Origin of the sequence: Streptomyces sp. NPDC006655 (genome assembly GCF_040703965.1) — a bacterium.
GTDB lineage: Bacteria > Actinomycetota > Actinomycetes > Streptomycetales > Streptomycetaceae > Streptomyces.
Genome location: NZ_JBEYJU010000117.1, coordinates 1 through 23,676, shown reverse-complemented (window position 1 = coordinate 23,676; position 23,676 = coordinate 1). Strand labels below are relative to the sequence as shown.

At 66.3% G+C, this 23,676-nt stretch carries 29 protein-coding genes; 22 read left to right on the top strand and 7 right to left on the bottom strand.

Annotated elements, in window-relative coordinates; all coding sequences use genetic code 11:
• The first annotated feature begins 170 nt into the window (after nucleotides 1-170).
• The 8 genes from AB0958_RS39070 (at nucleotide 171) to AB0958_RS39035 (ending at nucleotide 4,961) form a co-directional block, all read left to right on the top strand.
• On the top strand, nucleotides 171-1,718 hold the full coding sequence (locus AB0958_RS39070) for an RHS repeat-associated core domain-containing protein (RefSeq protein WP_366895229.1): 1,548 nt from the start codon (nucleotides 171-173) through the stop codon (nucleotides 1,716-1,718).
• 90 nt (nucleotides 1,719-1,808) lie between these two features.
• Nucleotides 1,809-2,243, top strand: a complete 435-nt coding sequence (locus AB0958_RS39065) for a hypothetical protein (RefSeq protein WP_366895228.1) — start codon at nucleotides 1,809-1,811, stop codon at nucleotides 2,241-2,243.
• A gap of 300 nt (nucleotides 2,244-2,543) precedes the next feature.
• Nucleotides 2,544-2,798: a hypothetical protein gene (locus AB0958_RS39060; protein WP_366895227.1), complete on the top strand. Its 255-nt coding sequence runs from the start codon at nucleotides 2,544-2,546 to the stop codon at nucleotides 2,796-2,798.
• A 2-nt stretch (nucleotides 2,799-2,800) separates the two neighbouring features.
• Entirely contained in the window at nucleotides 2,801-2,944 is a 144-nt protein-coding gene (locus AB0958_RS39055) for a hypothetical protein (RefSeq protein WP_366895226.1), read from the top strand.
• Nucleotides 2,945-2,997: 53 nt separating this feature from the next.
• Nucleotides 2,998-3,537: a winged helix-turn-helix domain-containing protein gene (locus AB0958_RS39050; protein WP_366895225.1), complete on the top strand. Its 540-nt coding sequence runs from the start codon at nucleotides 2,998-3,000 to the stop codon at nucleotides 3,535-3,537.
• Nucleotides 3,534-4,100, top strand: a complete 567-nt coding sequence (locus AB0958_RS39045) for a transposase (RefSeq protein ID WP_366895224.1) — start codon at nucleotides 3,534-3,536, stop codon at nucleotides 4,098-4,100. Before AB0958_RS39050 ends, AB0958_RS39045 begins: the two co-directional genes overlap by 4 nt.
• Nucleotides 4,101-4,194: 94 nt before the next feature.
• A complete protein-coding gene (locus AB0958_RS39040; RefSeq protein WP_366895223.1) occupies nucleotides 4,195-4,590 on the top strand; it encodes a hypothetical protein in 396 nt (131 codons plus the stop codon).
• A gap of 92 nt (nucleotides 4,591-4,682) precedes the next feature.
• On the top strand, nucleotides 4,683-4,961 hold the full coding sequence (locus tag AB0958_RS39035; RefSeq protein WP_366895222.1) for a hypothetical protein: 279 nt from the start codon (nucleotides 4,683-4,685) through the stop codon (nucleotides 4,959-4,961).
• Between the two features lie 156 nt (nucleotides 4,962-5,117).
• Here AB0958_RS39035 and AB0958_RS39030 read toward each other — a convergent pair whose 3' ends face one another.
• The 5 genes from AB0958_RS39030 to AB0958_RS39010 form a co-directional block, all read right to left on the bottom strand.
• Nucleotides 5,118-6,437 (bottom strand): ISL3 family transposase, encoded by a 1,320-nt coding sequence (locus tag AB0958_RS39030; protein ID WP_366895221.1) that lies wholly within the window; start codon nucleotides 6,435-6,437, stop codon nucleotides 5,118-5,120.
• 163 nt (nucleotides 6,438-6,600) lie between these two features.
• Nucleotides 6,601-6,810 (bottom strand): hypothetical protein, encoded by a 210-nt coding sequence (locus tag AB0958_RS39025; protein WP_366895220.1) that lies wholly within the window; start codon nucleotides 6,808-6,810, stop codon nucleotides 6,601-6,603.
• 292 nt (nucleotides 6,811-7,102) lie between these two features.
• Nucleotides 7,103-8,134, bottom strand: coding sequence for a fatty acid desaturase (locus AB0958_RS39020; protein WP_366895219.1), 1,032 nt, complete (start codon nucleotides 8,132-8,134; stop codon nucleotides 7,103-7,105).
• Between the two features lie 241 nt (nucleotides 8,135-8,375).
• Nucleotides 8,376-8,684 carry a hypothetical protein gene (locus tag AB0958_RS39015; protein ID WP_366895218.1) on the bottom strand — a complete coding sequence of 103 codons (309 nt, stop codon included), beginning with the start codon at nucleotides 8,682-8,684 and terminating at the stop codon, nucleotides 8,376-8,378.
• A complete protein-coding gene (locus tag AB0958_RS39010) occupies nucleotides 8,684-9,538 on the bottom strand; it encodes a sigma factor-like helix-turn-helix DNA-binding protein (RefSeq protein ID WP_366895217.1) in 855 nt (284 codons plus the stop codon). The genes AB0958_RS39015 and AB0958_RS39010 overlap by 1 nt, the downstream gene beginning before the upstream one ends.
• Before the next feature lie 314 nt (nucleotides 9,539-9,852).
• Here AB0958_RS39010 and AB0958_RS39005 point away from each other — a divergent pair, with 314 nt between their 5' ends.
• Nucleotides 9,853-10,518, top strand: coding sequence for a helix-turn-helix transcriptional regulator (locus tag AB0958_RS39005; RefSeq protein WP_366895216.1), 666 nt, complete (start codon nucleotides 9,853-9,855; stop codon nucleotides 10,516-10,518).
• 217 nt (nucleotides 10,519-10,735) lie between these two features.
• On the opposite strand, the gene AB0958_RS39000 is transcribed toward AB0958_RS39005, so the two are convergent.
• Nucleotides 10,736-11,005, bottom strand: coding sequence for a YrhB domain-containing protein (locus AB0958_RS39000; protein ID WP_366895215.1), 270 nt, complete (start codon nucleotides 11,003-11,005; stop codon nucleotides 10,736-10,738).
• 61 nt (nucleotides 11,006-11,066) lie between these two features.
• Here AB0958_RS39000 and AB0958_RS38995 point away from each other — a divergent pair, with 61 nt between their 5' ends.
• From AB0958_RS38995 to AB0958_RS38945, 11 genes are all read left to right on the top strand, one after another.
• The gene (locus tag AB0958_RS38995; protein ID WP_366895214.1) at nucleotides 11,067-11,837 is read left to right on the top strand and encodes an IS5 family transposase; all 771 of its coding nucleotides are present in this window, start codon (nucleotides 11,067-11,069) and stop codon (nucleotides 11,835-11,837) included.
• An 895-nt stretch (nucleotides 11,838-12,732) separates the two neighbouring features.
• Nucleotides 12,733-13,560: an MTAP family purine nucleoside phosphorylase gene (locus AB0958_RS38990; RefSeq protein WP_366895213.1), complete on the top strand. Its 828-nt coding sequence runs from the start codon at nucleotides 12,733-12,735 to the stop codon at nucleotides 13,558-13,560.
• Nucleotides 13,561-13,661: 101 nt separating this feature from the next.
• Nucleotides 13,662-14,318, top strand: a complete 657-nt coding sequence (locus AB0958_RS38985) for an HAD hydrolase-like protein (RefSeq protein ID WP_366895212.1) — start codon at nucleotides 13,662-13,664, stop codon at nucleotides 14,316-14,318.
• A 177-nt stretch (nucleotides 14,319-14,495) separates the two neighbouring features.
• Complete coding sequence (locus tag AB0958_RS38980) at nucleotides 14,496-15,668, top strand: YqcI/YcgG family protein (RefSeq protein ID WP_366895211.1); 1,173 nt, start codon at nucleotides 14,496-14,498, stop codon at nucleotides 15,666-15,668.
• Nucleotides 15,644-16,246 carry a non-canonical purine NTP pyrophosphatase gene (locus AB0958_RS38975; protein WP_366895210.1) on the top strand — a complete coding sequence of 201 codons (603 nt, stop codon included), beginning with the start codon at nucleotides 15,644-15,646 and terminating at the stop codon, nucleotides 16,244-16,246. The genes AB0958_RS38980 and AB0958_RS38975 overlap by 25 nt, the downstream gene beginning before the upstream one ends.
• Before the next feature lie 66 nt (nucleotides 16,247-16,312).
• Complete coding sequence (locus AB0958_RS38970) at nucleotides 16,313-17,272, top strand: nucleoside hydrolase (RefSeq protein WP_366895209.1); 960 nt, start codon at nucleotides 16,313-16,315, stop codon at nucleotides 17,270-17,272.
• Between the two features lie 212 nt (nucleotides 17,273-17,484).
• A complete protein-coding gene (locus AB0958_RS38965; protein ID WP_366895208.1) occupies nucleotides 17,485-18,735 on the top strand; it encodes an MFS transporter in 1,251 nt (416 codons plus the stop codon).
• A gap of 216 nt (nucleotides 18,736-18,951) precedes the next feature.
• Nucleotides 18,952-19,149, top strand: a complete 198-nt coding sequence (locus AB0958_RS38960) for a toxin-antitoxin system HicB family antitoxin (protein WP_366895207.1) — start codon at nucleotides 18,952-18,954, stop codon at nucleotides 19,147-19,149.
• Nucleotides 19,146-19,442, top strand: coding sequence for a hypothetical protein (locus AB0958_RS38955; RefSeq protein ID WP_366895206.1), 297 nt, complete (start codon nucleotides 19,146-19,148; stop codon nucleotides 19,440-19,442). The genes AB0958_RS38960 and AB0958_RS38955 overlap by 4 nt, the downstream gene beginning before the upstream one ends.
• Nucleotides 19,443-19,580: 138 nt before the next feature.
• A complete protein-coding gene (locus AB0958_RS38950) occupies nucleotides 19,581-19,877 on the top strand; it encodes a hypothetical protein (RefSeq protein WP_366895205.1) in 297 nt (98 codons plus the stop codon).
• A gap of 89 nt (nucleotides 19,878-19,966) precedes the next feature.
• Nucleotides 19,967-20,353, top strand: coding sequence for a nuclear transport factor 2 family protein (locus AB0958_RS38945; RefSeq protein ID WP_366895204.1), 387 nt, complete (start codon nucleotides 19,967-19,969; stop codon nucleotides 20,351-20,353).
• 13 nt (nucleotides 20,354-20,366) lie between these two features.
• Here the strand turns inward: AB0958_RS38945 and AB0958_RS38940 are convergent, their stop codons facing one another.
• Nucleotides 20,367-20,780, bottom strand: coding sequence for a zeta toxin family protein (locus AB0958_RS38940; RefSeq protein WP_366895203.1), 414 nt, complete (start codon nucleotides 20,778-20,780; stop codon nucleotides 20,367-20,369).
• Between the two features lie 136 nt (nucleotides 20,781-20,916).
• Here AB0958_RS38940 and AB0958_RS38935 point away from each other — a divergent pair, with 136 nt between their 5' ends.
• Nucleotides 20,917-23,013, top strand: a complete 2,097-nt coding sequence (locus tag AB0958_RS38935; protein WP_366895202.1) for a helix-turn-helix transcriptional regulator — start codon at nucleotides 20,917-20,919, stop codon at nucleotides 23,011-23,013.
• Nucleotides 23,014-23,016: 3 nt separating this feature from the next.
• Nucleotides 23,017-23,574: an XRE family transcriptional regulator gene (locus AB0958_RS38930; protein WP_366895201.1), complete on the top strand. Its 558-nt coding sequence runs from the start codon at nucleotides 23,017-23,019 to the stop codon at nucleotides 23,572-23,574.
• The last annotated feature ends 102 nt before the right edge of the window (nucleotides 23,575-23,676 follow it).

The following is a 23,676-nucleotide window of genomic DNA, read 5'->3' as shown; positions in this document are numbered from 1 at the left end:
GGTACCTCACCCCGCTCGAAACCCGAGCTAGGCTGCAACACGACTTCACCCCCGCAGCGTAGAAACACGCTGTCCAAGATCAGGGGGGAACTTCAACTCGCACGTACTGCTACAACACCGCCAAGCCCCACCGCCTCACGGCGACGACCACCGCGACCTCCTGCACCGGTGTGACCGCCGCCTACGACTACAACGGCATCGGTGCGACAACCACCCGCCCCAACGGCACTGACACCCAGTCCCTGACCTGGAACGCCGCCGGAAGCCTCGACACCGTCACCGTGAAGTCCAGCAGCGGCACCACCAAGAGCACGACCAGCCACGTCTACGACGCGGACGGCAACCTCCTCATCCGCCGCAACACCAGCGGCGAAACCGTCCTCTACCTCGGCACAACCGAAGTTCACCTGGACACCTCGACCTCGACCGCCAAGTACTGGGCGCAGCGCTACTACAGCGTCGGCAGCACCACCATTGCCCTGCGCACCAACAAGAGCGGATCCCAGACCCTGTCCTACCTCGCCGGCGATCCGCACGGCACCTCCACTCTCAGCCTCGACGCCACCACCCAAGCCGTCACCAAGCGCTACGAGACCCCCTTCGGCGCCGCACGCTCCGGCGGAACCGGCGTCTGGGCGGATGACAAGACCTTCCTCGGCAAGAGCACTGACTCCACCAGCGGCCTCACCTACATCGGAGCCCGCGAATACGACTCCACCACCGGCCGCTTCCTCAGCGTCGACCCGCTCCTCGACACCAACAACGCCCAATCCCTCAACGGCTACGCCTACGCGGGCAACAACCCCTCCACGTTCTCCGACCCGAGCGGTATGAGGTTCTGCGCGGATGACGCATGCCGAGGCGACTGGGTCGACTCCCAAGGCGGCTACCACGACGTCGACGGCAACAACGCAGGCGGTGACTATTGCGACAGGCATAGATGCTACGAGGGCAGCGGCACAGCGAGCACCAGCAGTACGGGACATACAAGCGGTACCGGATCGAGCGCAGGCAATTCAGGCGGCTGCGCACCTCTCGTAGGCTGCGGCGTGGCCGCCGGACCTCTCATCGGACCCCAGCCGGAATACCTCCCCTACATTCCGCCAGGCATTGCCGCCCCCGGCTATGCGGAAAAACGCGAATGCGCCGCAATGCAGATCCTCGTCTCCTGCAACCCAGGGGATGCAATCCTGGGCGGCGGCAATGACGACCTTCGGGAGATCGGACTGAAGTGGGGTGCAGGTTCTCTCGACGGAGCCACGACCTATGGCGAAGACAGCGAAGTAGCCAAGCAGGTCATGGTCAGCGACGTAACCGCTGCCCAACGGAAAGAGATCATGCGGAAATGGTCGCGAGGTCAGACGGAAGGCACCCTCGAGCCGTACTCGATCGGCGCGATGAGCACTCAGGGGAAGATCAAGCAGTTCCTCACCGATGGGTGGTCCCTCATGAGCGGTGGCCGCAACGCCTCCCTGGCCGTACTCGGGTCATACACTGCGAAATACAAGATTCTTCGAGCGAACAGAAACGGCGTGCAGGCTCGAATCACCATCACCAACAACATGACGATGTCGTCCTTCGCCCACATCGCGACAGGCTACGGAACGGCAGCCGATCGTGCAGTCCAAAGATACGACAATGACGGAATAGTCGCATTCTTTGGCGCAGCGACCTCGCACTACATGACGATTACCTTCCGAACGGTAATCATGAACTAGAATCAGTCCGAGTCGGAGTTTCGGAGGCTGCAGCGCGGTTCCCTGTTCGACGGGTATCCGCACTGCGGCCTCCCAGTGCAGGGAGAAGAAGTGACACAGTCCAGCCGGGTAATTGGAATGCAATACAAAACACCATATTTCATCGCATCCCTTGCCGTTGCCGCCCTCCTCCTGTCCGGATGCTACGCATCGACAGACTACGAAAAATATCCGGAAGGGCGCTTCGTATCCACCGCCTCTCTCATACGCATCTGGAAGTCGGGGTCCGCCACCCTGGACCTGCAAAAGAATGGGAATTTTACGGCTAGTGACATTAAGCTCGAATATTTCAGTTGCTCGGGCGACGGGGTTAAGGAAAAGGGAGGCAATGGGACGTGGAGTAGTGGCAAGGGGAGGCAAAGAAGCGAAGTGCTGCTTCGATTCAACGACGGCTGCACTGCGACCCTGTGGGCTGGGGCGACGAACGGACACACGGTGCTTTGGGGCGAGTACGGCGACGATAATCAGATCACGAAACTCAAGTGACCGCTCCTGATGCTAGCGCTGAAAGCGCGTAGCGGCTGGTCCGGCCACTCTCGCCAGAACCAATCCAACGCGTGAATCTCTTGTGGGAATAGCAAGGTTGGGCCTTCGGGAAAGTAATACCATCGGCCAGCCGCCGAGGGTCCGCGCTGCGACCTCCTCGTCGACATGACCGGCTGGTAGAACGCCGAGCCGCGCACCCACGCCTGCCGTCGCCCCGGGCCGCGCGGGAGCCCAGGGCGGCGATCCCTGCCTACAACAAAAGAGCCGCAGCCCGATTCTACCGGCGGTAGAATCGGGCCTATGAGTAAGCCGACAAGCATCAAGACGAGCGAGGAAGTGCGCGATCGGCTGCGCGTCCTCGCTGACGAGCGAGGCACCACCATTACGGAGCTGCTGGAAGAACTCGCAACGCGTGAGCTCACGGCGGCCGAACGGGAACAGCGGGCCGTCGAGGCGGCCCGTGAGCTTGGCATCGAGTACACCGAACCGGTCCAGCAGGCCGGCCAGAACGCCTGGGCAATGATTCGGGCCCATCAGGGCGACGCAGCCGCATGAACTTGACCGCTGTCTTGGACCACACCGCTCTGGCCGCCCTGTTCCGCGCCGATCCCTTCTTCACCGGCCTCTACATCGAGGCCTCACGCGGCACAGGACGAGTGATCATTCCCTCGCTCTCGGTACTACTGAACCTGAAAGCGTGATGTCGGTCCCCTTCGTCGGACATCGGGCCCTCCGAGCCGGTAGTTCAGTGCGGGTGAGGTATGCACAGGGCGGCGGGTTGACCGACGCTGGGAGGACAGCGCGGGAGCGTTTACGGCTGCAGGCCGTCGAGCGTTTCGAGGGCGGGCAGAAGAACGCGGAGATAGCGGTCGCGTTGCGGGTGAGCCTGCGTTCGGTGGAGCGGTGGCGCCGGGCTTGGCGCGAGCAGGGCGAAGCCGGCGTGCTGTCGAAGGGCTCGCCGGGGCGCTCGAAGCTCAGCGAAGCCCAGGTCGTGAGACTGGAACGGGAGTTGGAGCGCGGTCCGCTGGCTCATGGGTGGGTGGATCAGCGGTGGACGTTGGCGCGGATCAAGACGTTGATCGGTCGGTTGTTCCACGTCTCCTACACCGTCGAGGGCACCTGGCAGATGCTGCGGCGGCACGGCTGGTCATGGCAGCAGCCCGCGCGGCGGGCGATCGAGCGTGACGATGACGCGGTCGAGGTGTGGAAAAAGGAGATCTGGCCGCGGGTAAGAGCACCGCGGCGGAGCGTGGCGCCTACCTGGTATTCGAGGACGAGGCCGGGCAGTCGATGACTCCGCCGCGAGCCAGGACCTGGGGCCGAGTGGGCCAGACACCGGTCGTACGGGTACGCAGCCGCGGTTCCGGACGGGTGTCGATGGCCGGGATGACCTGCTACAAGCCCGGCGAGCGATCCCGGCTGATCTACGCGATCCGCGAGTACCGGGGCCGCAAGGGCGAGCCGAAGGGGTTCGGGTGGCGCGACTTCCGCGACCTCATCGTCCGTGCTCACATCCAGCTCGGCGCCCCGATCGTGGTCGTGTGGGACAACGTACGCCTCCACCTGACCGCCGGCATGAAGGACTTCATCGCCGCGAACTCCGACTGGCTCATCGTGTTCCAGCTGCCAACCTACGCCCCTGATCTGAACCCGACCGAGGGCATCTGGTCGCTGGTGAAGCGCGACCTCGGCAACCTCGCAGCCGCCGACCTCGGCCAGATCACCCGCGCGGTCAAGCGCAAGCTCAAGATGTTGCAGTACAGGCCGCAGGTGATTGACGGCTGCTTCGCAGAAACGGGACTGAGGTTCAGCGAAGCACCCTCGACCGCTGCCCCCGCCTTCGCAACGACGCAGTGAGCGTGCCCATCTTGATCCTGGGCGGCCGGGGAGGGCATGGGCAGGGGTAGCGTGTCGTCGTCGTAGAACGACGTGGGCACCAGGGAGGTCTCGGATGCGGGCGGACTATCGCAGCTTGCCGGGCTTCGAGAAGATCCAGCTCGAGGGCAGCTACGTGTTGGGGATCGAAGCCCGCCCGGGGAAGCTGATGTTCAGGCTGGACCTGATGCTCGATCCAGGGCATCCCAACTTCGGCCCGCCGCTGGGAGACGATCGGGCCTGCTTCCGTCCGGCTCTGCTCTGTTTCGACGCCGTGCGCGGCCTCACCTGGACTGACCAGGGGACTCCGCCGGCCCGGGATGCGAGCGGGGAGATCGACTACGGCACCATCGACGAGTTCACGTGGATCGCCGGGGACTTCGCGCTCGTCGGAGACTGGGGCCGAATTCAGGTGAACTCCCATCAGACCCCGAGGCTGGAGATCGAAGTCGTCCACGGCCCGCGGCCATGACCGCTCCCGGGTGTCTCCGTGTCGGCCAGCCCACCGCCCGGCGCCACTCGTAGATCGTTGAGCTACCACACCAATACGCGCGCGTCGGCTGGGTGATCGTCACCGACATCACGCTTTCAAGTTCAGTAGCTGCTGAGCGGCAAGTAGCCGGCGCGGGCAGACACGCGGCATCGTTGCGGTTCGCGGAGAACGTGCCGTTCACCGCGGCGCACGCGGTGGATGCGATGGACTGGGCGCGCGTGGACTGGCCGGTGGCGCACGCGGCGGCGATCGCCTGGCAGGCCGTGAAGGCGGGAGACCCGCTCACGGTCTTGTCGCTGGAACCCGAACTGTACGCGGGCACCGGCATCACGCCGCTGAACCCAATTTGACCTGGCATGACGACCGTTCCCCCCTGATGAACTGGCTGGAGTCTCACGTGCCCGAGGACACCAACGCCGCTTTCGCCGACACCCTCGCCAGCGCCGTCGGCTCGCCGGGGGACCGGCCGATCGCGCAGCGTCTGGACAAGATGGAATGCGGGGTCTTCAAAGTTGAGCGGTGCGGAGGTGTCCGCGGGCACGGCGGGTGGTGACGCAGCGTGTCCGTAGCCGTTGATTGTTTGCGTTGCGGAAGCCGAACGCGTTGCGGGCGACGAGCTTGATCACGCGGTTGATGCCCTCGCTCTTGGCGTTGCTGTGGCCGGTGTCGATGAACGCGGCGATTTCGGTCCACCAGCGGTCGATGGTGGCAGCGAGGGTACGGACTTCGGGGATGTCGGAGTCCGCGCACCAGGTGAGGAACTTCCAGCGGGCATGGCCGACTTGGTGGCGGTCGGCCCCGGTGCGGGCCAGGGCGAGGAGGTTGCGCAGGTTCTCCTTGGCAATCCACGCTGTCAGCAGCGTCTGCCCGATCTTCCCCTCGCCGAGCAGGGTGTTCCACATGGTGGCGAACTGGTTGTCGGTGAGATCCTCGCGGTTGCGCAGGAGGCGTCGTCTGGCCTTCCACTCCGGGTCGGCGGCGCGTCCACGTCGGCCCCGGATCTCGGCGGTGGTGCGGCGCCTCACCATGGAGAGCATCTTGTTGGCGAGCTGGACGACGTGGAAGTGGTCGACGACGACGATCGCGTGCGGCAGACCTGTGCGGACCGCCGCGCGGTAGGTGGCCGACATGTCGGTGGCGACGTTGCGGATACTCTTTCGCCAGGTCAGCGGTGTGGTGGCGAGCCAGGCCAGGACGTCGGCGACAGTGCGGCCCTCGACCTGGCCGAGCAGCCCGCCGGCACCGAGGGCGTCGACGAAGCCGGTGTGCCAGCGGTCCCGCACCAGGTGCCACTTGCCACTGTCGGGGTCCTGCTCCCACTTCGTTTTGCCTCGCCGGGTCTCGTCGATGCCCAGCACACTCACCTCGGGCAGTGGGGCGTCGACGACCTCGCGCGCCGATGTACGGAAGGCGCCCATCACTGTCGGCCAGGACAGATGCAGGTCGCGGGCGGCCTGGATGACCGTGGAGCCGGCATCGCGCACCCGGTGGCCGGCCGCCTCCCGCAGCCGAGCGGTAACCCGCGCTCCGGCCGGTATCTGCGCAATGCTCTCGGTGAACGACTTCCTCGGGCACTTCGGCTCGCGGCACCACCAGCGGCGCTTGTGCCAGAAGAACTCCAACCTCCTCTCTCCGAAGGGGAGATCACGCGGCCGGGTCACCGTCGGCCCCTTCACCCGGGAGGCGATGACCCCGCAAGACGGGCAGGCCCGCGCCGCCTCGTCCGCCGTGATCAGGTGCACCCGACGCGTTCCGTCGGCCAGCGACTCGACCCGCACGACGGACACCCCGTCGAGACCGAGCAACAACGTCGTATCGTTGACCAAGCCTGTGGCTCCCCAATGATCATTCTGCGTAGAGAACAGAAATGATCAACCAGGACCACGGGCGTCCTGCATCCAGGGAACCGGTCCCGCAATGCACATCAAACGCCGTGACGAACAGTCAACACGCTGACGAGACCCACCAGACCAGTTCGCGGCGCCGTGCCTACGGACTACTCTGGCGTTTCGCCCGGCAGCGCCGGTAAAGGCCATGCAGGCTGAGGACGACCATCACGCCTGCCGTCAGTGGCCACCAGTACGAGCCCCCGTTCTGGGCCATCTGTATGCCCTTCCACAAGAGAGCGATCGAGACCAGCAAACCGAGCAGCCCCATGGCGATGTCGAGCGGACCGCCATCCCTGAGCGGATTCTGCATCTTCGTGTCCCTCTACTCTGCGGGCTCCTGCGATCACGGCGTCGGCGAGTGTAGTCACTACCCACTTGAAGCCATCGCCTGGGTGCAGGTTGAGAAATGGGCGCTCACGCGGAGTGACAGTAGGGCAGTCCCTTAGCGCCACCGCACCGCTCAACTTCGAAGACCCGGAATGCGTCCTGTTCGCCCTCGCGCGTGCGCAGGGCATCGACCCGGACGACCTCTGAACCTGCCCCGCATACGGCTGTGGCCCCCGAACACCTCGGTGTTCGGGGGCCACAGCCGTTGTACCTGGTCAGACCATCTCGGGATGCGGTGCCGCAGTAGTGGCGGCGAGCGCCTGGTGGTGGCGGCGGGCCACGGTGTCCGTGCCGAGCAGGAGTCCGTCGGGGGTGTAGTGGGGCGGGGCGAGGTGGCGTTCGACGGCGGGCAGGTAGTTCCACCGCAGGCCGGGGTGGGCGGAGTGTGCGTAGTGGTGGAGGTCGCCGTAGGGGAGCCAGGTCGCGGCGGCGACAGCCGCCAGGGCACGGTTTCGCGGGTACAGGCGCAGGCAGCGGCCGGCCTCGATGTGGGCGGGGGTGCCGGTGCGGTGCTCGGGGTCGAACCAGGTGTGTTCGACCAGCAGGGACATCCAGGCGAGCTGGGGGTAGAGCAGGAGGCGGGGGATGAACAGGCCGTAGATCAGGGCGGGCCAACCGCCGGCCGTGTACGCGGCCGCGGCGACGGCGGCCAGAGCGGCGGCGCGGTGCCAGGCTCCCGTACCGCGCAGGTGCGTGGCGAGGCCGGCGACGGTGGCGAGGATGCCGCGCGGGGTGAGCGGGTGGACCAGCGCCAGCGCATAAGCAGCCCGGGTGGTGCCGGGGCGCAGTCCGGCCCGGCGGAGTTCGGCGAGGTTGGGGTCGCGGTCCAGGGTGGCGTTGGGATGGTGGTCCCGGACGTGGCGCAGGCGGCGTGCGGGGAGGGGGCCGAGGCCGAGGGGGTGGTGGGCGCCGATCTCGGCGAGCAGCTGGTTGGTGCGGGCGGTGCGGGCGAGGACGCCGTGGACGGCGGCGTGGCTGATCTCCTGGAGGTGGCGGAAGTGCACGGCGACGGCTGCCGCCGCCACCGTGGCCGGGAGGGTGCCGTGGTCCGCGAGCATCCACCAGCCGGTGATCTGTATCCACTGTCCAGACAGCAGCAGGACCGGGGTGAGGTCGTTGGCGCGGGTCCGCTGGAGGGCTATGAGGCGGGCGGCTTCGGCGGCATAGGGCCGGCGGGGGGCGAAGTGGGCGCGGTCGATCTGGCGCAGTGCCGCCCCCGTGATCAGGAGGGCTAAGCAGACAGGCATGGTGGTCCCGGGGGTGATGAGGCGGGCGACTCCGCGAGCATCACACAGGGTACTTATTAGTCCACTAATTTGTGCGTGGTGATGCCATGCGTCCGTTCTCCGCGCCCCGGACCACCTGCACGCCTGCAAGAAGGCTTCCCCGGAGCGGCTGACGGTGCGAGGACATCCCGTCCGAGCTGGATCAGTGCGACCCGGGCCTGCGCATCCTGTCCGCCAGCTGAGCCTTCGCGCACAAGGCGGTCTACTCGCGGCTCCGGCCGTTCCGTCTGCGCTGCCGGCGGCGCTCCAGGAACCGCATGAAGGCCAGCCAGAGATCCCGCTTGTGCTCGGAGTCCTGGGGGACGACGGACTGGACGAAGAGGATCGCGCCGGGCGTCACGATCGCGAGTACCACGCCGATTGCGACCACCCGCCAGGGAGCGCCCGCGATGGTGAGCGCGCTCACTACGGCGCCCCCGCTGAGCACGGTGGTACCCGTCAGGCGCGTCGTGTTCATCCGGGGCGGAGGCGGTACGGGGGGAGGCCCCGGCTGCTGCGTCGGAGTGCTCATCAGGCGGCCTTCTTCTTGGTCTTGTCCTCGGCCCGCCTGCGGGCCCACTCCGCTTCGATCGAGGGCGGGACGTACAGCTCGCCGCGACTCCTGCGCATCTTCACCTGCTGCTTGAGACGGGTGCGGGCGTTCTGGACGTCGCCGATTTTGATGCCGAGCAGGTCGGCTATCTCACCTTGGGAGAGCTTGTCCACGGTCAGCAGCCAGACCGCCCGGTCACGTGGCCTGAGGCCGTTGATCATGGCCGTGAGAGCGTCGCACAGGGCGGCGACGTCGTCGGGAACCGGCTCGGGGCCCGTCTGACCGAGCGCGTGGGCGAGGATGCCGTCTCCCATCCGCGGTGCATGCAGGAGGAAGCGGTCCGTGCGCTCGGTGCGCCAGGTGTAGAAGACCCGGGGGAAGACGAGTCCGCACCTTCCGTAGAAGTACGACGTGAGGTGGGCATGCTTGCCGTTCTTCCCGGGGTTGCGGACGGGGTCGTACCCGCCCGTCTTCAGCCGCTGAGGGAAGGTCTCCATGGCGACGTTGAGCGTCAGGATGGCAAGGTGTTCGCGGTCGGGGGCGCTGCGGTATAACGTGCCGCGGTCCTCGTCGGTGAGCGAGAGCGGAGTCGGCGACTTCTCGGTCAGCTTCATGAGCTTTTCCGTGCGGCGCATCACCGCGCACAGCCGGCCGAACGAGTAGGCGTACATCTCGTCGGCCATCTGGTGCCACACCGGCCCCCGGAAGCCCGCCGCAACCACTTCGGCGACGCGGTCCACGTCGTACTGGACGGGCTCCGGCAGGTCCGGCCTGTCCTTGCTCGCGGTGTCCCAGGACTCGGCATCCTGGCCCCCCGTACGGTTGTTGCGCATACTCTTCCTTGTCTCCTTGGCTCGCAAACCAGTGCCTGTGGGTGCTGGTTGTAAGGTGGCTGTCGCCTCCTATATGCAGTGCGGCAGCTGTTTTCCTTAGAAACGGTGCCAACTTCTTTGCCGGGCGCCCAATTGCCCGGTTCCGCAGAGCCAATTGCGGGGTCAGCAATGTCCACGAAATCGTGTCCGGCAGGTGTCCGGACAGGACTCCGGCACGGTTGCGGCGCTGTCCGGACGGTTGCCGGACAACGCCGGACAGCGGTACCGCGGGCCTCATACGCTGGGCGGGCACAGCCGTACCACCGGAGGTTGCCGTGACCGCAGTTGAGGCCTTCGCCCACCAGCTCCGTCAGTTGCACGCTGCGGCGGGCGCACCCTCCATCCGTCAGATGGCGGCGCGGACCGGGTACGGCAAGAGCACGATCAGCGAGGCGCTCGCCGGGCGGCGTCTGCCCACCTGGCCGGTCGTGGAGAAGCTCGCCGCGGCACTGGGCGCGGATGCGGACCGGGTGCGTGATCAGTGGGTCGCGGCGCGAGGGCGGCCGGCGGAGGTGCAGCCGGTGCCCGACTGGCTCACGTCGGTCCGGACCGACATCCCCCAAATCGTCACCGGCCTGAGCTTTGAGGAGGCGTGCGCCCTCGCGGCGTCGGAGCCGAAGCGGGCCCTGGCATCGAGCTGGGAGGTCTTGCGTGTGTGTGCCCTGCAACTGGCGCACTGCTACTACGGCGACATCCCGGGAAGCTGGTCATCGAACGTCGTGGAGACCTACGAGCGGGCCGAGAAGGACGGGCTGCTGCCCGCCGGCGTCACCGCCGTCGCCAACACGGTCCACTACCGCCATGTCGGGTCCAACTTCGCCGACGAAGAACTGCCGAGTACGGCCGAACTCTTCCAGATCGTCGTTCTCGCCTACCGGCTGGCCTGGCAGGCACGTGACGTTGTCGACATCTACGCGGAGACCAGCAAGCCCCGATCGTAGCCCTCTACTCCCCGACAGGCCCGGGCAGGTTCGCCGTCCCGCGTCGGTTCCGGAAATGCGTCAAGGCCCGGCAGGAGGCTCCGGGCCTTGACGCGGTCAGCGGGTGTGCTGCTACAGGGTGTCGACGGTCTGCCGGATGCGGGCGTCGTCCCAGGGAGGTGACCGTTTAAGCCCGACGGCTAAGGGCTGTCCCGTAACTGTGGTTGCGGGACAGCCGTCAGGCGCTTGGGTTCCTCCACAGATGCCGCTCGTCCAGGGTCCCGAACCGAACATCCCCACGTTCAAGGTCGACGAGGATGGGCCAGCAGTCCAACAGCTGCTCTCGCGCATCACGCGAGGCGAGGTACTGCACGGAGTTGCAGGGCACGATCAGGAGCCCGTTGCTCTCACGGACCCGCTCTGTGTCGATAGCCAGAGGAGGCTCGTCATCGCGCTGGCTGCGGGCGAGAAACGTCACCGCGAGTTGCAAGGCCTCGTTCTGCTTCATGATCCGTCTCCAGTCCGTCGCCTCGAAGATGGCACCCTAACCGGCCTGGAATGATCTTGGTGTGGCTGGTGTGATCACGGCGTCGGAGTCGTCTTGGATAGCCCCGTTCACCGGGCTGAGCCCGCGACAGTTCGGGAAGCTGGTGACGGCGCTGCGTCGCGCAGGTGCGGACGCGGTCCGCAGGGGCCGGCCGTGGAGCCTTCCTCTGGAGGACCGAGCACTGCTGGTCGCGGCCTACTGGCGCACGAACCTCACCATGCGGCAGCTCGCGCCACTGTTTGGGGTGTCCAAGTCGGCGGCAGACCGGATCATCGACCATCTCGGGCCGATGCTCGCGCTCCAGCCCCGCAAGCGGTTCGCCAGGGACACCGTGCTCATCGTGGACGGCACCTTGGTCCCCACCCGGGACCACACCGTGGCCGAGCGGTCGAAGAACTACCGGTACTCCACCAACCACCAAGTCGTCATCGACGCCGACACCCGCCTGGTCGTCGTGGTCGGCCGGCCGCTCGCCGGGAACCGTAACGACTGCAAGGCATGGGAGGAATCCGGCGCCAAGGCCGCCGTCGGCAACACCCTCACGATCGCCGACGGTGGCTACCCGGGCACCGGACTCGTCATCCCGCACCGCCGCGAGCGCGGCCAGAGCGAACTCCCGGACTGGAAGAAGGAACACAACAAGTCCCACAAGCAGGTCCGGGCCCGCGTCGAGCACGTCTTCGCCCGCATGAAGACCTGGAAGATCCTCCGCGACTGCCGCCTCAAAGGCGACGGCGTCCACCACGCCATGCTCGGCATCGCCCGGATGCACAACCTCGCCCTCGCCGGATAGACCAGCGGGCCGTACGGCGGCCCACCATGCCAGAGACGCCTCGAAGATCATTTACGGGACGGCCCTTAGGAACTGGGACTGGGACTTCGGCACCCGTTCGATGCGCATCACCTGGTCTGGCACCTTCGTTCGCACGATCGGAAACATGTTTGCCATGCGCCGGCAGTCCAGTGCCTCTTGGCGATCATTGAGGCGTAGTTGGGAGTGCAGCCCGACCTGTGTGAGCAGCGATGCCCTGACAGAGGGCGCGATCGAAAAGATGCCGCAGGTGAGAGAGTGCATGCTGGGGGCCTGGTCTGCCCGCCTCTGGGCCGGATGCCTGAATCCTTGGGGTTCGGTTGCGGCCTCCTGGGGACGCGTGTGATGTCCCGACGCGATCGCGCAGGGGGGAGACAGGTACGTGATCCTGTATACGGATCAAAAGTCAACATGGCCCATCCAGCCACCAGGACCCCCACTCCTGTGAAGACCCTATGTGCCGGTGTCGTCTCCATCGGTGACGACCAACAACCCGGGTGAGCAGGGAAAACGCTTACTGCGAGACCCTGTCGGAGCTCTGGCGGCTGAGGCGGAAATGAAGCTTTGATGCAATGGGGATGCGGGTTTTCGAGGCGGCTCAAAATCGCATCCCCTGTGTGATCACCCTTGCTACCTTGATCCATGTCGATTTTTTAATCGGCGTGGATCGCCCAGCAACGGTAAGGGGCCGTGGCTGGGCGATGTAACGTCCGCTGGCGCATTCATGTATGAGGGGGACCCGAGCTCTGCACGAGGAAATCTGCACGCCGGGAACACCTTCGTAGTCCGTTGCTGAAAGCCCAGAAGTCTTACATGTCCGGTGCTGCAGTGCGCCGCCTGTCCTCCATCTCATGCCAGAAAAGCTGGCGGGTCACCCGTGCGCTCATTCACGCCATCACTAGGAGCGAAGAATATGGCCGAGCTTGCAATCGTCGGAAGTCAGGATGTCGATGCCCGTGAATGGCTGGACAACGCCAGGGAAGTCCAACTGCCGACGCGCGACAGCTCCGTGAAGGCAACGGTCGGGACCCTGAACGGGTACGAGTTGATCGTGATGCCCCGCAACAGTTCCGGGCGGCCGGTCCCTCCGCACGCGATTGACTACCGGGCCAACATGGACGCCTTATCACGAGCCGGCGTCCGGATGGTGCTTACCACCGCCATGGTCGGCACGCTGCGGCACTCGGTCCCGAACGGGAGCATGCTCGTCCTGGACCAGTTCATCGACTTCACCAAGGACCGGCAGTTCACGTTCTTCGAGGACGACCGGTTCGGCTTCGCCGACATGACCGAGCCGTACTGCCCCAACCTCCGGGCGCACATGATTCGTGCAGGGGAAAGCCTGGGATTCCACATGGCCCCGCGGGGCTGCTGCGTGTGCGTCCCGGGGCCGCGGTTCGAAACCCGGGCCGAGGTGAGGATGTTCGCGCAGCTCGGCGGTGACGTCATCGGCCACACCAACGGGACCGACTGCATCATGGCTCGCGAGGCCGGCATGTGCTTCGCAACCTTCGCCGGCGTCATCACTCTGGGCGCGGGCTTGTCGGACCACGACATGAACGCCCACGACTGGCACGAGCCGCGCCGGCGTCATGCCGCTCGCTTCAGGCAGATCGTGGGCGAGATGACCCGGTCGCTGCGGGACAGCAGCTCCGACGCCCACGTGGACTGCCGTTGCGCGATGGCCGCGCCGATCGAGAAGTAGCCCCGATTCGGTCGACCGGACACGGGGCGATCCAGGGCCTGGAGCAACGGCTCCAGGCCCTGCCCGACTCGTTGGTGAAACGCTCAGGGACAGGAATGGATATGACAGGTACCCGTCATCTCGTGTGGGACTGGAACGGCACGTTGCTCGGTGACGGCCGCATCATGATGCGATCGGTTATCGCGGCTTTTGCCGCTGCCGGCCTCCCTGAGGTCACCATTGCGGACCACCGCAAGTACTTCACCAGACCCATATCCACCTTCTTCGAGAAACTGGCGAGACGCCCGCTGAGCGCTGCCGAACACGGCACTCTCCAGCGGTACTTCGAGGCCGCCTATCGCGGGATTTCAGCTAATCTGGCCTTGACGTCTCACGCCGACGCCGTCCTCAGGAAGTGGGCCGCGGCCGGCCGGACTCAGTCGCTGCTGTCCATGCATCCCCATGAGAAACTGGTCCCGGAGATCAAAAAATATGGGATCGCGGAGTACTTCTTACGCACCGATGGCTACAAGGGATCCGGGGCGGACACAAAAGCAGAACACCTCAAGGTGCACCTTGCCGCCCTCGGGTACCCCTCTCTTGATGAGGTGGTCCTGATCGGCGACACCGTGGATGATGCACTGGCTGCGCAGAACGCAGGACTGAGGTGCGTCATCTTCCACGACGCACGCAATGCCCTGCAGGACCTGGATCACTTCGATGATCTCATGGTGCCCGTCGTCATGACTCTCCCGGAGATATTCCGCCATCTTGAGTAACAGCGACGAGCGAGCACGGTCTACCAGAGATGCAGAGAATTCCTCAGATTCTACGACGGGGGGAACTCAATGGTCACGAAACCTGATTCACCTAACGGTGACAACGGCCGGTCTGCCACAGGCTCGGTCATAGTCACCGGAACCAAACAGGAATCCCACCGGCCATCCAAGCTCCACGTGGGACAGATCCAGGCCGCAGTGGAACGGATCGCCCTCCGCGAAGGCCACGGAGCCGGCCCTCTTCCCGCGGCCTTCCACCTCCTTGACCTGTGCTCCAACCTGGAGACCGCCGTCGAGCGCCGCGACCTGCCGGCCGTGGGCTTATCGGTTGCCAGCCTCTACGCCACGAGCTCATGGATAGCCGATGTCTACGGTGTGGCACTCAAGAAGTCATATCAGGACCTCGGCCACAACGCGACCATCAGCAAACTCATCGATGACCGGCGGGCAACAGGCAGGCACCGGGAAATCGGAGAGGTCCTGGCGCTCAGCAGGACGTCATTAACTGACATTATGCGGAACATCGCACTCTACAGCCACGGCTATGGGAGCGGTGGCGAGGACGCCTTCGGACCTCTGTCTGAAGTGATAGCAGAATTCCAGATATCCCTGCTGGATCTGGGAGTCTTTCTTGAACTGGATCTCGTGGAAGTACTGGAGAACGGCTTCCATGACCGGGCGCTCGATGCATTCTCCGGAGGAGACCACAACCCCAGGCAGGCAGCGGCTGTCAAGCAATTCGCCCCCATCGCCAATCGCACCTACTGCCCTTTCGCTGTCACGGCCAACCTCTGGGGCGCCCCCGAGTACGACCCGTCCTTATCCGTCACGGAACACGTAAGGTCTTCCGTCGGACTGCTCCATCACTTCACTCGTGCCGCTCTCCGTGAGACCATGGACGGTTTCATTTACTCGTTCCCCGCCAGTGAATTCGGTCAGGATATGGTGCAGATCGGCAATCTGCTCCGCACCCTGATCGAAACCCTGATGAAGTGCGACGAGACCGAAGCCCGCACTCTTCGGGAGGAAGACCTGCTGAATGATAAGTGGCGCTTTTCCTTCGATGGCGAGGACTACTTCGTTCCCGTTTTCGCACCGCTCTACGGGCCAGGCCACAACCGCTTCACCTACGAGGTGCGAGACAGGGTATTCATCCTCCTGCAGCCCAACAGTTCGTTTCACCGCAGGATGGGATCAAAAGGGCAGGACATCAGGAGCCAAATACGGCAGCGATTCCGGGACGGATTCCAGCCGTACGACAATTCCAAGGAATTGGAACCCGGGAGATTCCTGCAGGCCGAGGGCAGCCGATCCGAATCCCCCAAATGGTATCGAAAAGACGACGCATAGTTAGGGTAGCTGCCGCAGTGCGAAATATCCTCTTCGCGAGCACGAACCCCATCAAGCTGGGAGAAGCTAAACAGATCATCCCCGAGATCCAAGGGGTACGGGTCGACATGCACGAGATCCAGTCCCTGACGCCGGAGGCGGTCGTCAGAAACAAGCTGGAACAGGTCATCAAACTTTCCTGGGACGATCCTGTGATCGTCGAAGACACGGGACTCGAGATCGATTCCTGGAACTCTCTCCCGGGCGCACTTGTGAAGTGGTTTGTCGACGGCATGGGAGCCCAAGAAATCGCGCACATCACGGCACTTAAGGGAGAAGATCGGGGAGCGGATGCCGTGAGCTCGGTCGGTGTCGCCTATAAGAGTGAGGTCCAGGTATGGACCGACCGCATTCGGGGGAAAATCGTTGCGCCGCGCGGAAAACTGGGCGGCTGGACCCCCATATTCGAGGTAGAAGGATCAGGAAAGACGCTCGCCGAGATGAGCTTCCCCGAAAGAATGTCCGTGACCATGCGCAGACGACCGCTGGAGAAGGCGAGCGCCTGGCTGAATGAGAAGTTCATATCCTCGGACCGGTAGTAGCTGCCGGCCAGCAACTCGCAGAAATTCTCACGGCCATCAGCCCCGGCAGGATGGAGAAACTCAGTGAATTCCGAGCGCGTACCCCTTGTGATAGACACCGACCCCGGCATAGACGACGCCTTCGCCATCACCCTCGCCGCCCGCAGCCCCCACGTGGACCTCCGCGCGATCACCACAGTGTTCGGGAACGCAGCCGTAGAGCAGACCACCCTCAACGCACTGAGAGTGCTCGCGATGTGCGACCGCGACGACGTACGGGTGGCCAGAGGAGCCGAATGCCCACTCGTATATCCCCACCCCCACCGCGCCGAATACGCCCACGGCAAGGACGGCCTCGGCGGAGCGTCAGACTCGCTTCCGGCTCCTCGGGGAAGCGAACAAGCCCGCCCGGCCGTAGAAGTACTGGCCGGCGTCCTGAAGACCGCACAGTCACCCGTGACCATCGCGGCGATCGGTCCCATGACCAACATCGCGCTGCTCCTGGCCGTCTACCCCGAGCTCCGTTCTCGCATCGGCCGCCTGGTGGTGATGGGTGGGGCGGCAGCAGGCGGCAACGTCACCGCGACCGCGGAATTCAACGTGTGGAGCGACCCCGAGGCGGCCCGACGCGTCCTGGTCGAATCCGACGTACCGACGACGCTGGTTCCCGTCGACCTGACCCACCGGGCCTGGGTGGGTGACGACTGGCTCAAGACGCTCGCCGCTTCCGGCCCCGCCGGGTCTTCCCTCGTCTCCGTCTGCGCCCCGTACCGCACCCACTACCAGCGGGAACTCGGAGTGGACGGCCTTGTCCTGCATGACGCGGTAGCCGTCGCCGAGGCGATCTGGCCCGGCACACTGAAGTGCCGGCGCCTGGCAGTCGATGTGGTGTGCGACTCCACGCCCGCACGCGGCGCAACCCTCATAGACACCCGCTCCGGATACGACAACGCACGGCTCGGACGCGAGATCGACGTGGCACTCGACGCAGACATCGACGCTCTGCGCGACCTCCTGCTCGACAAGCTGAGCAGCCCTTCATGATCCCCGGCCATCCCGTACACCGAGCCGAACTTCCAGAGAGGGCGGCCTGACAGCGCCCCCGCACCCGGTGCCGAGCACATCGTCCCAGCCGCTCTTCTCAAGGGATCTATACAGCCCTCGGCCGCCTCCGCTACGTTGATGATCAGAATCGGGCTCGTCGACGCGTTGGTGGCTGGGTGGCGCGTCCCTTTGACGTGCCCGACGGAGACATCGTGTCCTACCGTTCCCTGCTGCGTGTTGCAGGCGTCGGCTTCTTCCCCCTGGGATTCCTGGCCCGCCTGCCGTACGCGACCTCAGCTCTTTCCACGCTCATCCTGCTCCAGGCAGCGACCCACAGTTACGCATTCGCTGGACTCGCCAGCGCGGCCCAGAGCATCGCCATCGCCATCGGCGGCCCCGTGGTCGGAGCCATGACCGACCGTCACGGCCATCGGAAAGTTGGAGTGGCGGCCGCGCTCGCCAACTTCGCAGCCTGGGCGGCCCTGCTGGCCGCCAGCCACGGCAACCGGGCCGGCATGTTCGCCGCGGCCGCCCTGGTGGGCCTGACCCAGCCGCAGGTCGGCCCCCTCGTACGGGTGCACTGGTCACGACTGGTGCAGTCCCGCAACGAACACCACCTGCTGTCCCCGGCTCTGTCCTACGAGGCGTCCGCCGACGAACTGAGCTTCGTCGCCGGCCCCGCCTTCGTCGGGCTCCTCGCCTCCGTCAGCCCCCTCGCGCCCGCGGTCGCGACCATGGCCCTGCTCGCAGCGAGCACCCTCCCCTTCGCCCTCATCTACGCCCACCGCACCACGCACCAGCAGCCGTCCGGCCAGCAGGAAAGGCCGTACCTGCCCCGCCGGCCCCTGGCCGTCATGTTCCTCGCCATGGTCGCCATGGGCGCGATCTTCGGCGCGGTCCAGACGGCCGTCACCGTCTACGCCAACACGATCGACCAGCCCGGTGCCTCCGGACTCGTCTACGCCGAGTTCGGCATCGGCAGCGCCCTTGCAGGCGCCGCCTGCGCCTGGCTCCCGCAGAAGTTCTCCCTGCGCGCCCGCTACGTCTCGTTCGCAGCGATCCTCTGCGCCGGCATGCTGATCCTCTTCATCGGCACGCAACTGGTGTCCCTCCCCGCAGCGGTCGCAGTCGCAAGCTTCACCGTCGCCCCCTACATGATCAGCCTGTACGCGCTGACCGAACGCCTCGCCCCGGCCGAACGGGCAGCAGTCGCCATGACCATCCTGTGCGCCGGCGGCCCCCTCGGCACAGCTGCCGGACAGGCCTTCTCCGGCAGCCTCGCAGACACCCACGGCGTCGACGGCGCACTCCTGGTCGCTCTCATCGTCGCAGCGGGAGCACTCCTCCTCGCACTCTCCGCAATCCTGGCCGACCGACAGCGCAACATCTGGATCATCGACACCGCACCCGTGACACGTCCAGTGGTCCAGGAGCGCTCCGAACATCCGCAGAACATCCATTGAGCATTGGCTGAGCGCTCGGTCCGGCGGCTGACGGTTCTGGTCGCCGGGCCAGGGGCGTTGCCGCCAGTTCGAAGCTGCTTCGCCAGTGAGTCTGTGGGCCGTCAGGTCGGTCACCGTACTGGTCCGACCTCGGCGCCCCCGAGTAGGCAGCGCCCCGGCTGTCACACAGCATGCCACCGACTACCGCCACCACAAATTGGTGGCTAGGCTGCAACCATGTCTGTCACCACCATGACCCTGCGCATCCCCGAGGAACTCGCCCCCTCGATCAAGGCGGCCGCCTCGGAAGCTGGCCTGAGCGTGAACGCGTACGTCGTGCGCGCGGCCCGCCGCGCCGCCACCCTCGACGCTGCCCGCCAACTGGCCCAGCTCGGTCTCGGCGAGGACCTGGCGGGCGAGGGCGACACCCTGTGAACCGTGGTGAGATCTGGGCACTCCCCGACGGCCGCAACGTCCTGATCATCAGCCTGACCGGCCTGGAAGAGACCTACGGCGCCGTCCTCGTGATCGTGCTGCACGAGAGCGGCCGGTTCCCGGACACGGCCATGTCTGTGGTGATCGGCGATCCGCTCCCATGCACTGCGGTCGCCGTCAACATCGTGCAGCTCAGGATCAACCGGTTCGAGGGCGCAAAACTCCTCGGGCCCGTCGACGTTGCGGCCATGGCCCGGGTGGACCAGGCGCTACGAGCCGTCCAGGACCTCTAGCCCGGCCACGACCTACCGGGGGGGACCAGGTGCAGCACACCCGGGAAGGCGCGGTCCGCAGTCGTCTCAGCCGCATAGTCGCCTCCGGACTCCCCGCTGGCCTGCCTGCTGGTCGGCCAGCCCACCCTCAGACGCACCATGAAACTCGCCGTCCTGGCGGCGCTGGAGCAGCGGACCGCCCTGCGTTACACGATGCCGGGCATGACCTCGAAGGAGACGACCAGCTACGTTGCCCACCATCTGAAGATCGCCGGGCGCCCCGACCAGTTGTTCACCGAGGACGCCCTCACGCTGATCCACACGACCTCGCGCGGCTACCCACGGGCGGTCAACAACCTCTCCCTGCAGGCCCTGGTCGCGGCGTTCGCCACTGGCAAGAACCTCGTCGACGAGGCTGCTGCCCGTGCTGCTGTCAGCGAGGTCGTCGGCGACTGAGCGTTCGAGCCCGCATGAACGGGCGGTGCCTCGTTACGGCGGATGAAATGGGTTGCGGCGCGAACAGCGAGCTCGGTGAGGATATGTCCATGGACGGTGCAACAGACGATGTGAACCAGGCAATCGCGGGCGAGCTGCAGCTCATGGATCCGCAAGTCCGCGCCTCTCGGGAACGCGCCGCGCAGCTTCTCGACCCGGAGTTCGTGGAGGTCGGCGGGTCGGGGCGGCGGTGGACATATGAGGCCATGCTCGCCGAACTGCCCGACCATCCAGGCAGTTCGGCGGACGGTCCTCGATATGAGCCCTCGGAGATCTCGGGAGTGCTGCTCGCGCCGGGCCTGGTGCATCTGACCTTCGAGACCCTGCTCGGCGAACGCAAGACCAGGCACAGTTCGATCTGGCGCAAGAAGGACCACGCCGCAGGCTGGCGGATGTATTACCACCAGGCCACACGCGTGCCGCCCGAAGTGGATTAGGACCACCGGCACCTCACCGACGAAAACGACACCTTGCCGACAACCGCCCCGCCGGAACACCCACTGGCGGGGCGTCGCCATCACAACTCGTCGGCACCGTGAACGCCGCCTCCGTCGGCATTTTCAACGCCGGGCAACACACGTCCTCAGCGAGGAAGGCGGCGTAGCGGGGATGGACGTTCTTGTAGGCGTCGCAGTCCACCCGTACAGCACCGCCCCGCCGCATGAGCGCGGCATGCACCAAGTCGACGATCAGGGTCTTGCCGATGCCCGGCTGCGCGAGAACGAACACCACCACCGGGCGTACCTCGGGCTGGAACACTGCGCCGCCCAGGACGCTGGGGAGAACGGTGCCGGTCAGGACCTTCTCCGACCAGTCACCGGCCGGAGCCGCACTTGGAAGCCCGGCCGGACCCGATCCTGTCACTGTCCCCTCCTGACTGATGTCTGCGCCGCTCCGCGCGACGGCAAGATCAGCCTACCGAAAAAATCCGATCGGGTTAAAGAAGTGGGTTAAAAAACAGGGCAAGCGCTGATAGAGTTCAGGGTAGGAGGTAGATCAAGTGGCAACCGAGGAAGAGCTGTTCGCGAACATCGACGCGTTGCTGGAGGAGGAGCCGCAGCTCCCGCCCCCGGCGGAACGCGCCCGGCTTCGCGAGGCCGCCGGCATCACCCAGGCCCGTCTCGCGGTCGCGTTGAAGACGTCGACGCAGACGGTCAAGAACTACGAGAACGGCCGCTCCGAGCCGAAGTCGCCGCGCCTGGAGGCGTACCAGCGGCTGCTGAAGGGGTGGGCGGCCAAGTACCCCGCGGGAGGCGCCCCCGCCGCGCACGCCCCGGCCGTCGCGCCGCAGCCGGAGGTGCCCGAGACGTTCACCGGCCAGGCCGCCGCCGAGCAGACGGAGACCCCAGCGCCGGTTCAGGCCCCGGCCGCGCCCGAGCGTTCCGCCCGTCCGGCCACGTCGTCCCGGCGCCCGGCGAAGAAGGCCGCCGCGCCCACCGTCGACCCGCGCTTCCCCCACGGCCCACTCGCCGTCCTCGATGGCGACGGCTCCGCGTACGGCGTCGACGGCCTGGTCCTCGACTGCCCAGCGACCACCGTGGTGGAGCTGGTGGAGTGGACGCTGCGCGAGTCCGGCCTCGGAGCGCCGAAACTGCACCGCCACGGCAAGGACGCCGACCCACTGATCGTCCTCACCCATTCCGCGGCCGCGAAGCTCGGGCTGCCCGAGCGCCTCGAGGACCGGCGCGGCCTGCGCCTGCCCGAGGACCACCCGGTCGTCAAACAGGTGTTGAAGGCCAAGTGGCAGCTCACGCAGCGCGGCTTTGGGCCGTGGGCGCGGATCTACCGCAAGGCGCAGGGCCGCGAGAGGCAGTGCGTGCAGCTGGCGATCCTGCCGTGGGACGCCCTGGATTCCCGCTCCTGGCCGGGCGTTGCGGAGATGGAGCCGGCCGACGTCGCCCGCGTTCTCGGCGTGTACGCCCAGCGGGTCATCACCCCGCGCGGCGGCACGGCGGTCAACGGCCTGGAGCTGATGACCGCACTGCGCCCGCCGACCCGGCCGGTGCGCGACGAGGCGACCGGCAACTGGGTGTCCGGCCTCAACCCCGGCAGCCTAGGCACGGAGCCGATGGACCCGGCACCGCCGGAGGGCCAGCCCGAGCACCCCGCGATCTACCACTCCGGGTGGAAGGGCGGCTTCCTGCACGAAGAGGCGTACCAGTGGGTGCGGGACGTGGACACGCTCACCGATGAGGAGTGCCTGCTCCCCTTCGCGGTGGGTCTGGACCTCAACACCGCGTTCCTCGCCGCCGCCGCGCGGCTGACGGTCGGCCTGTCGGAGCCGGTGCACTTCGTGAACCCCCCGTTCAACCCCAAGGTGCCCGGCTCGTGGCTGGTCGACCTGTCCGGCATCGAGCTGGACCCGCGCCTTCCCAGCCCGTTCACGCCGACCGGCGAGCGCCCCACCGGCCCGGCCTGGTACCAGACGCACACCGTCGCCTACGCCCAGGAGCTCGGCTACAACGTCGCCCCGATCGAGGCGTACCTGCGCAAGGAGACCGGCGCGTACCTGGACCCGTGGCACGACCGGCTCAAGACCGCGTACGTCGACACCCTCGCCGACCTCGGCGTCACCAAGGACCTGTCCGACACCGAGTTCCTGGCGGCGATGGAGCGGCACAAGGACGTCGACCCGGCGATGGCCGCCGTGCTGGCCGCGATCAAGGGCACGGTGAAGGGCGGCATCGGGAAGCTGTTCGAGAACCCACAGGGCAAGAACTACAAGGAGGGCGACCCGTGGCCGGCCATGATGCGGCCGACCTGGCGCCCCGACATCCGCGCCGCCGTCATCTCCAAGGCCCGCGTCAACATGCATCGCAAGCTGCTGAACATGTCCCGGATGACCGGGCTGTTCCCGCTCGCCGTGCTCTCCGACTGCGTCGTCTACCCGAGCCCCGGCCCCAGCCCGCTGGACTTCCTGCCGTACGCGGCCTCCGGCAAGCCGCAGCCCGGCGGATTCCGCCTCGGGCCCACGCCCGGCCTGGCGAAGCTGGAGGGCGTCCAGCCGATGCTGTGGGCGGTGGAGCTGATGGAGAAGGGCCTCAACCCGGCGCGCCACATCAAGGGCGGCGACGCCGTCCTGGACGAAGGGGAGTAGACCGTGGGGGAGATCGACGACGCGATCGAACGGGCCGACCGCGAGGCGTTCACCAAGGACCCGCCCAAGACGTTGAAGGGTCAGATCGGGTTCCTGCTCAAGCAGTTCGGCAGCGCGAAGGCCGTCGCCCAGGAGATCGGTGTCACCGCCGACTCCGTCAACCGCTACCGGCGCGGCGCCCGCAAACACGCCCGCGCCGACGTCGCCGCGAAGATTGACGACGCCGTACGGCAGCGGTGGCAGCCGCTGGTGCGCAAGCGCCGGCAGAAGCAGGCCGCCACCACGGGCGGGATCACGGTGGAGACCCGGGCCCGGTTCGGCTACACCGCGCCGGTCGGCACGACAGACGACGGACGGTTCAGGCGACTCACCGTGCACCTCCCCCCGGAGTACGCACAGCGCCTCTTCGACGCCCGCGACGCGGGGGCCAGCGACCAGCAGATGCGCGGAATCATCGCTGAAGGGTTCAAAGAAGTGTATTTCCAGGACGGCGGCGGTCGCGCTATGGGACTTTCGGATGTGGAAATCAACGACATCGATTACCTCGATCTAGATTACTGAGTAGGTGTCGTTGAACATGAAACTCTCATGCCTCGACGTCGCCGCCATACCGACCCAGGCCTCGCCGTCCAAGGCGATCACGACACCCCGCGGGTCGTAGGA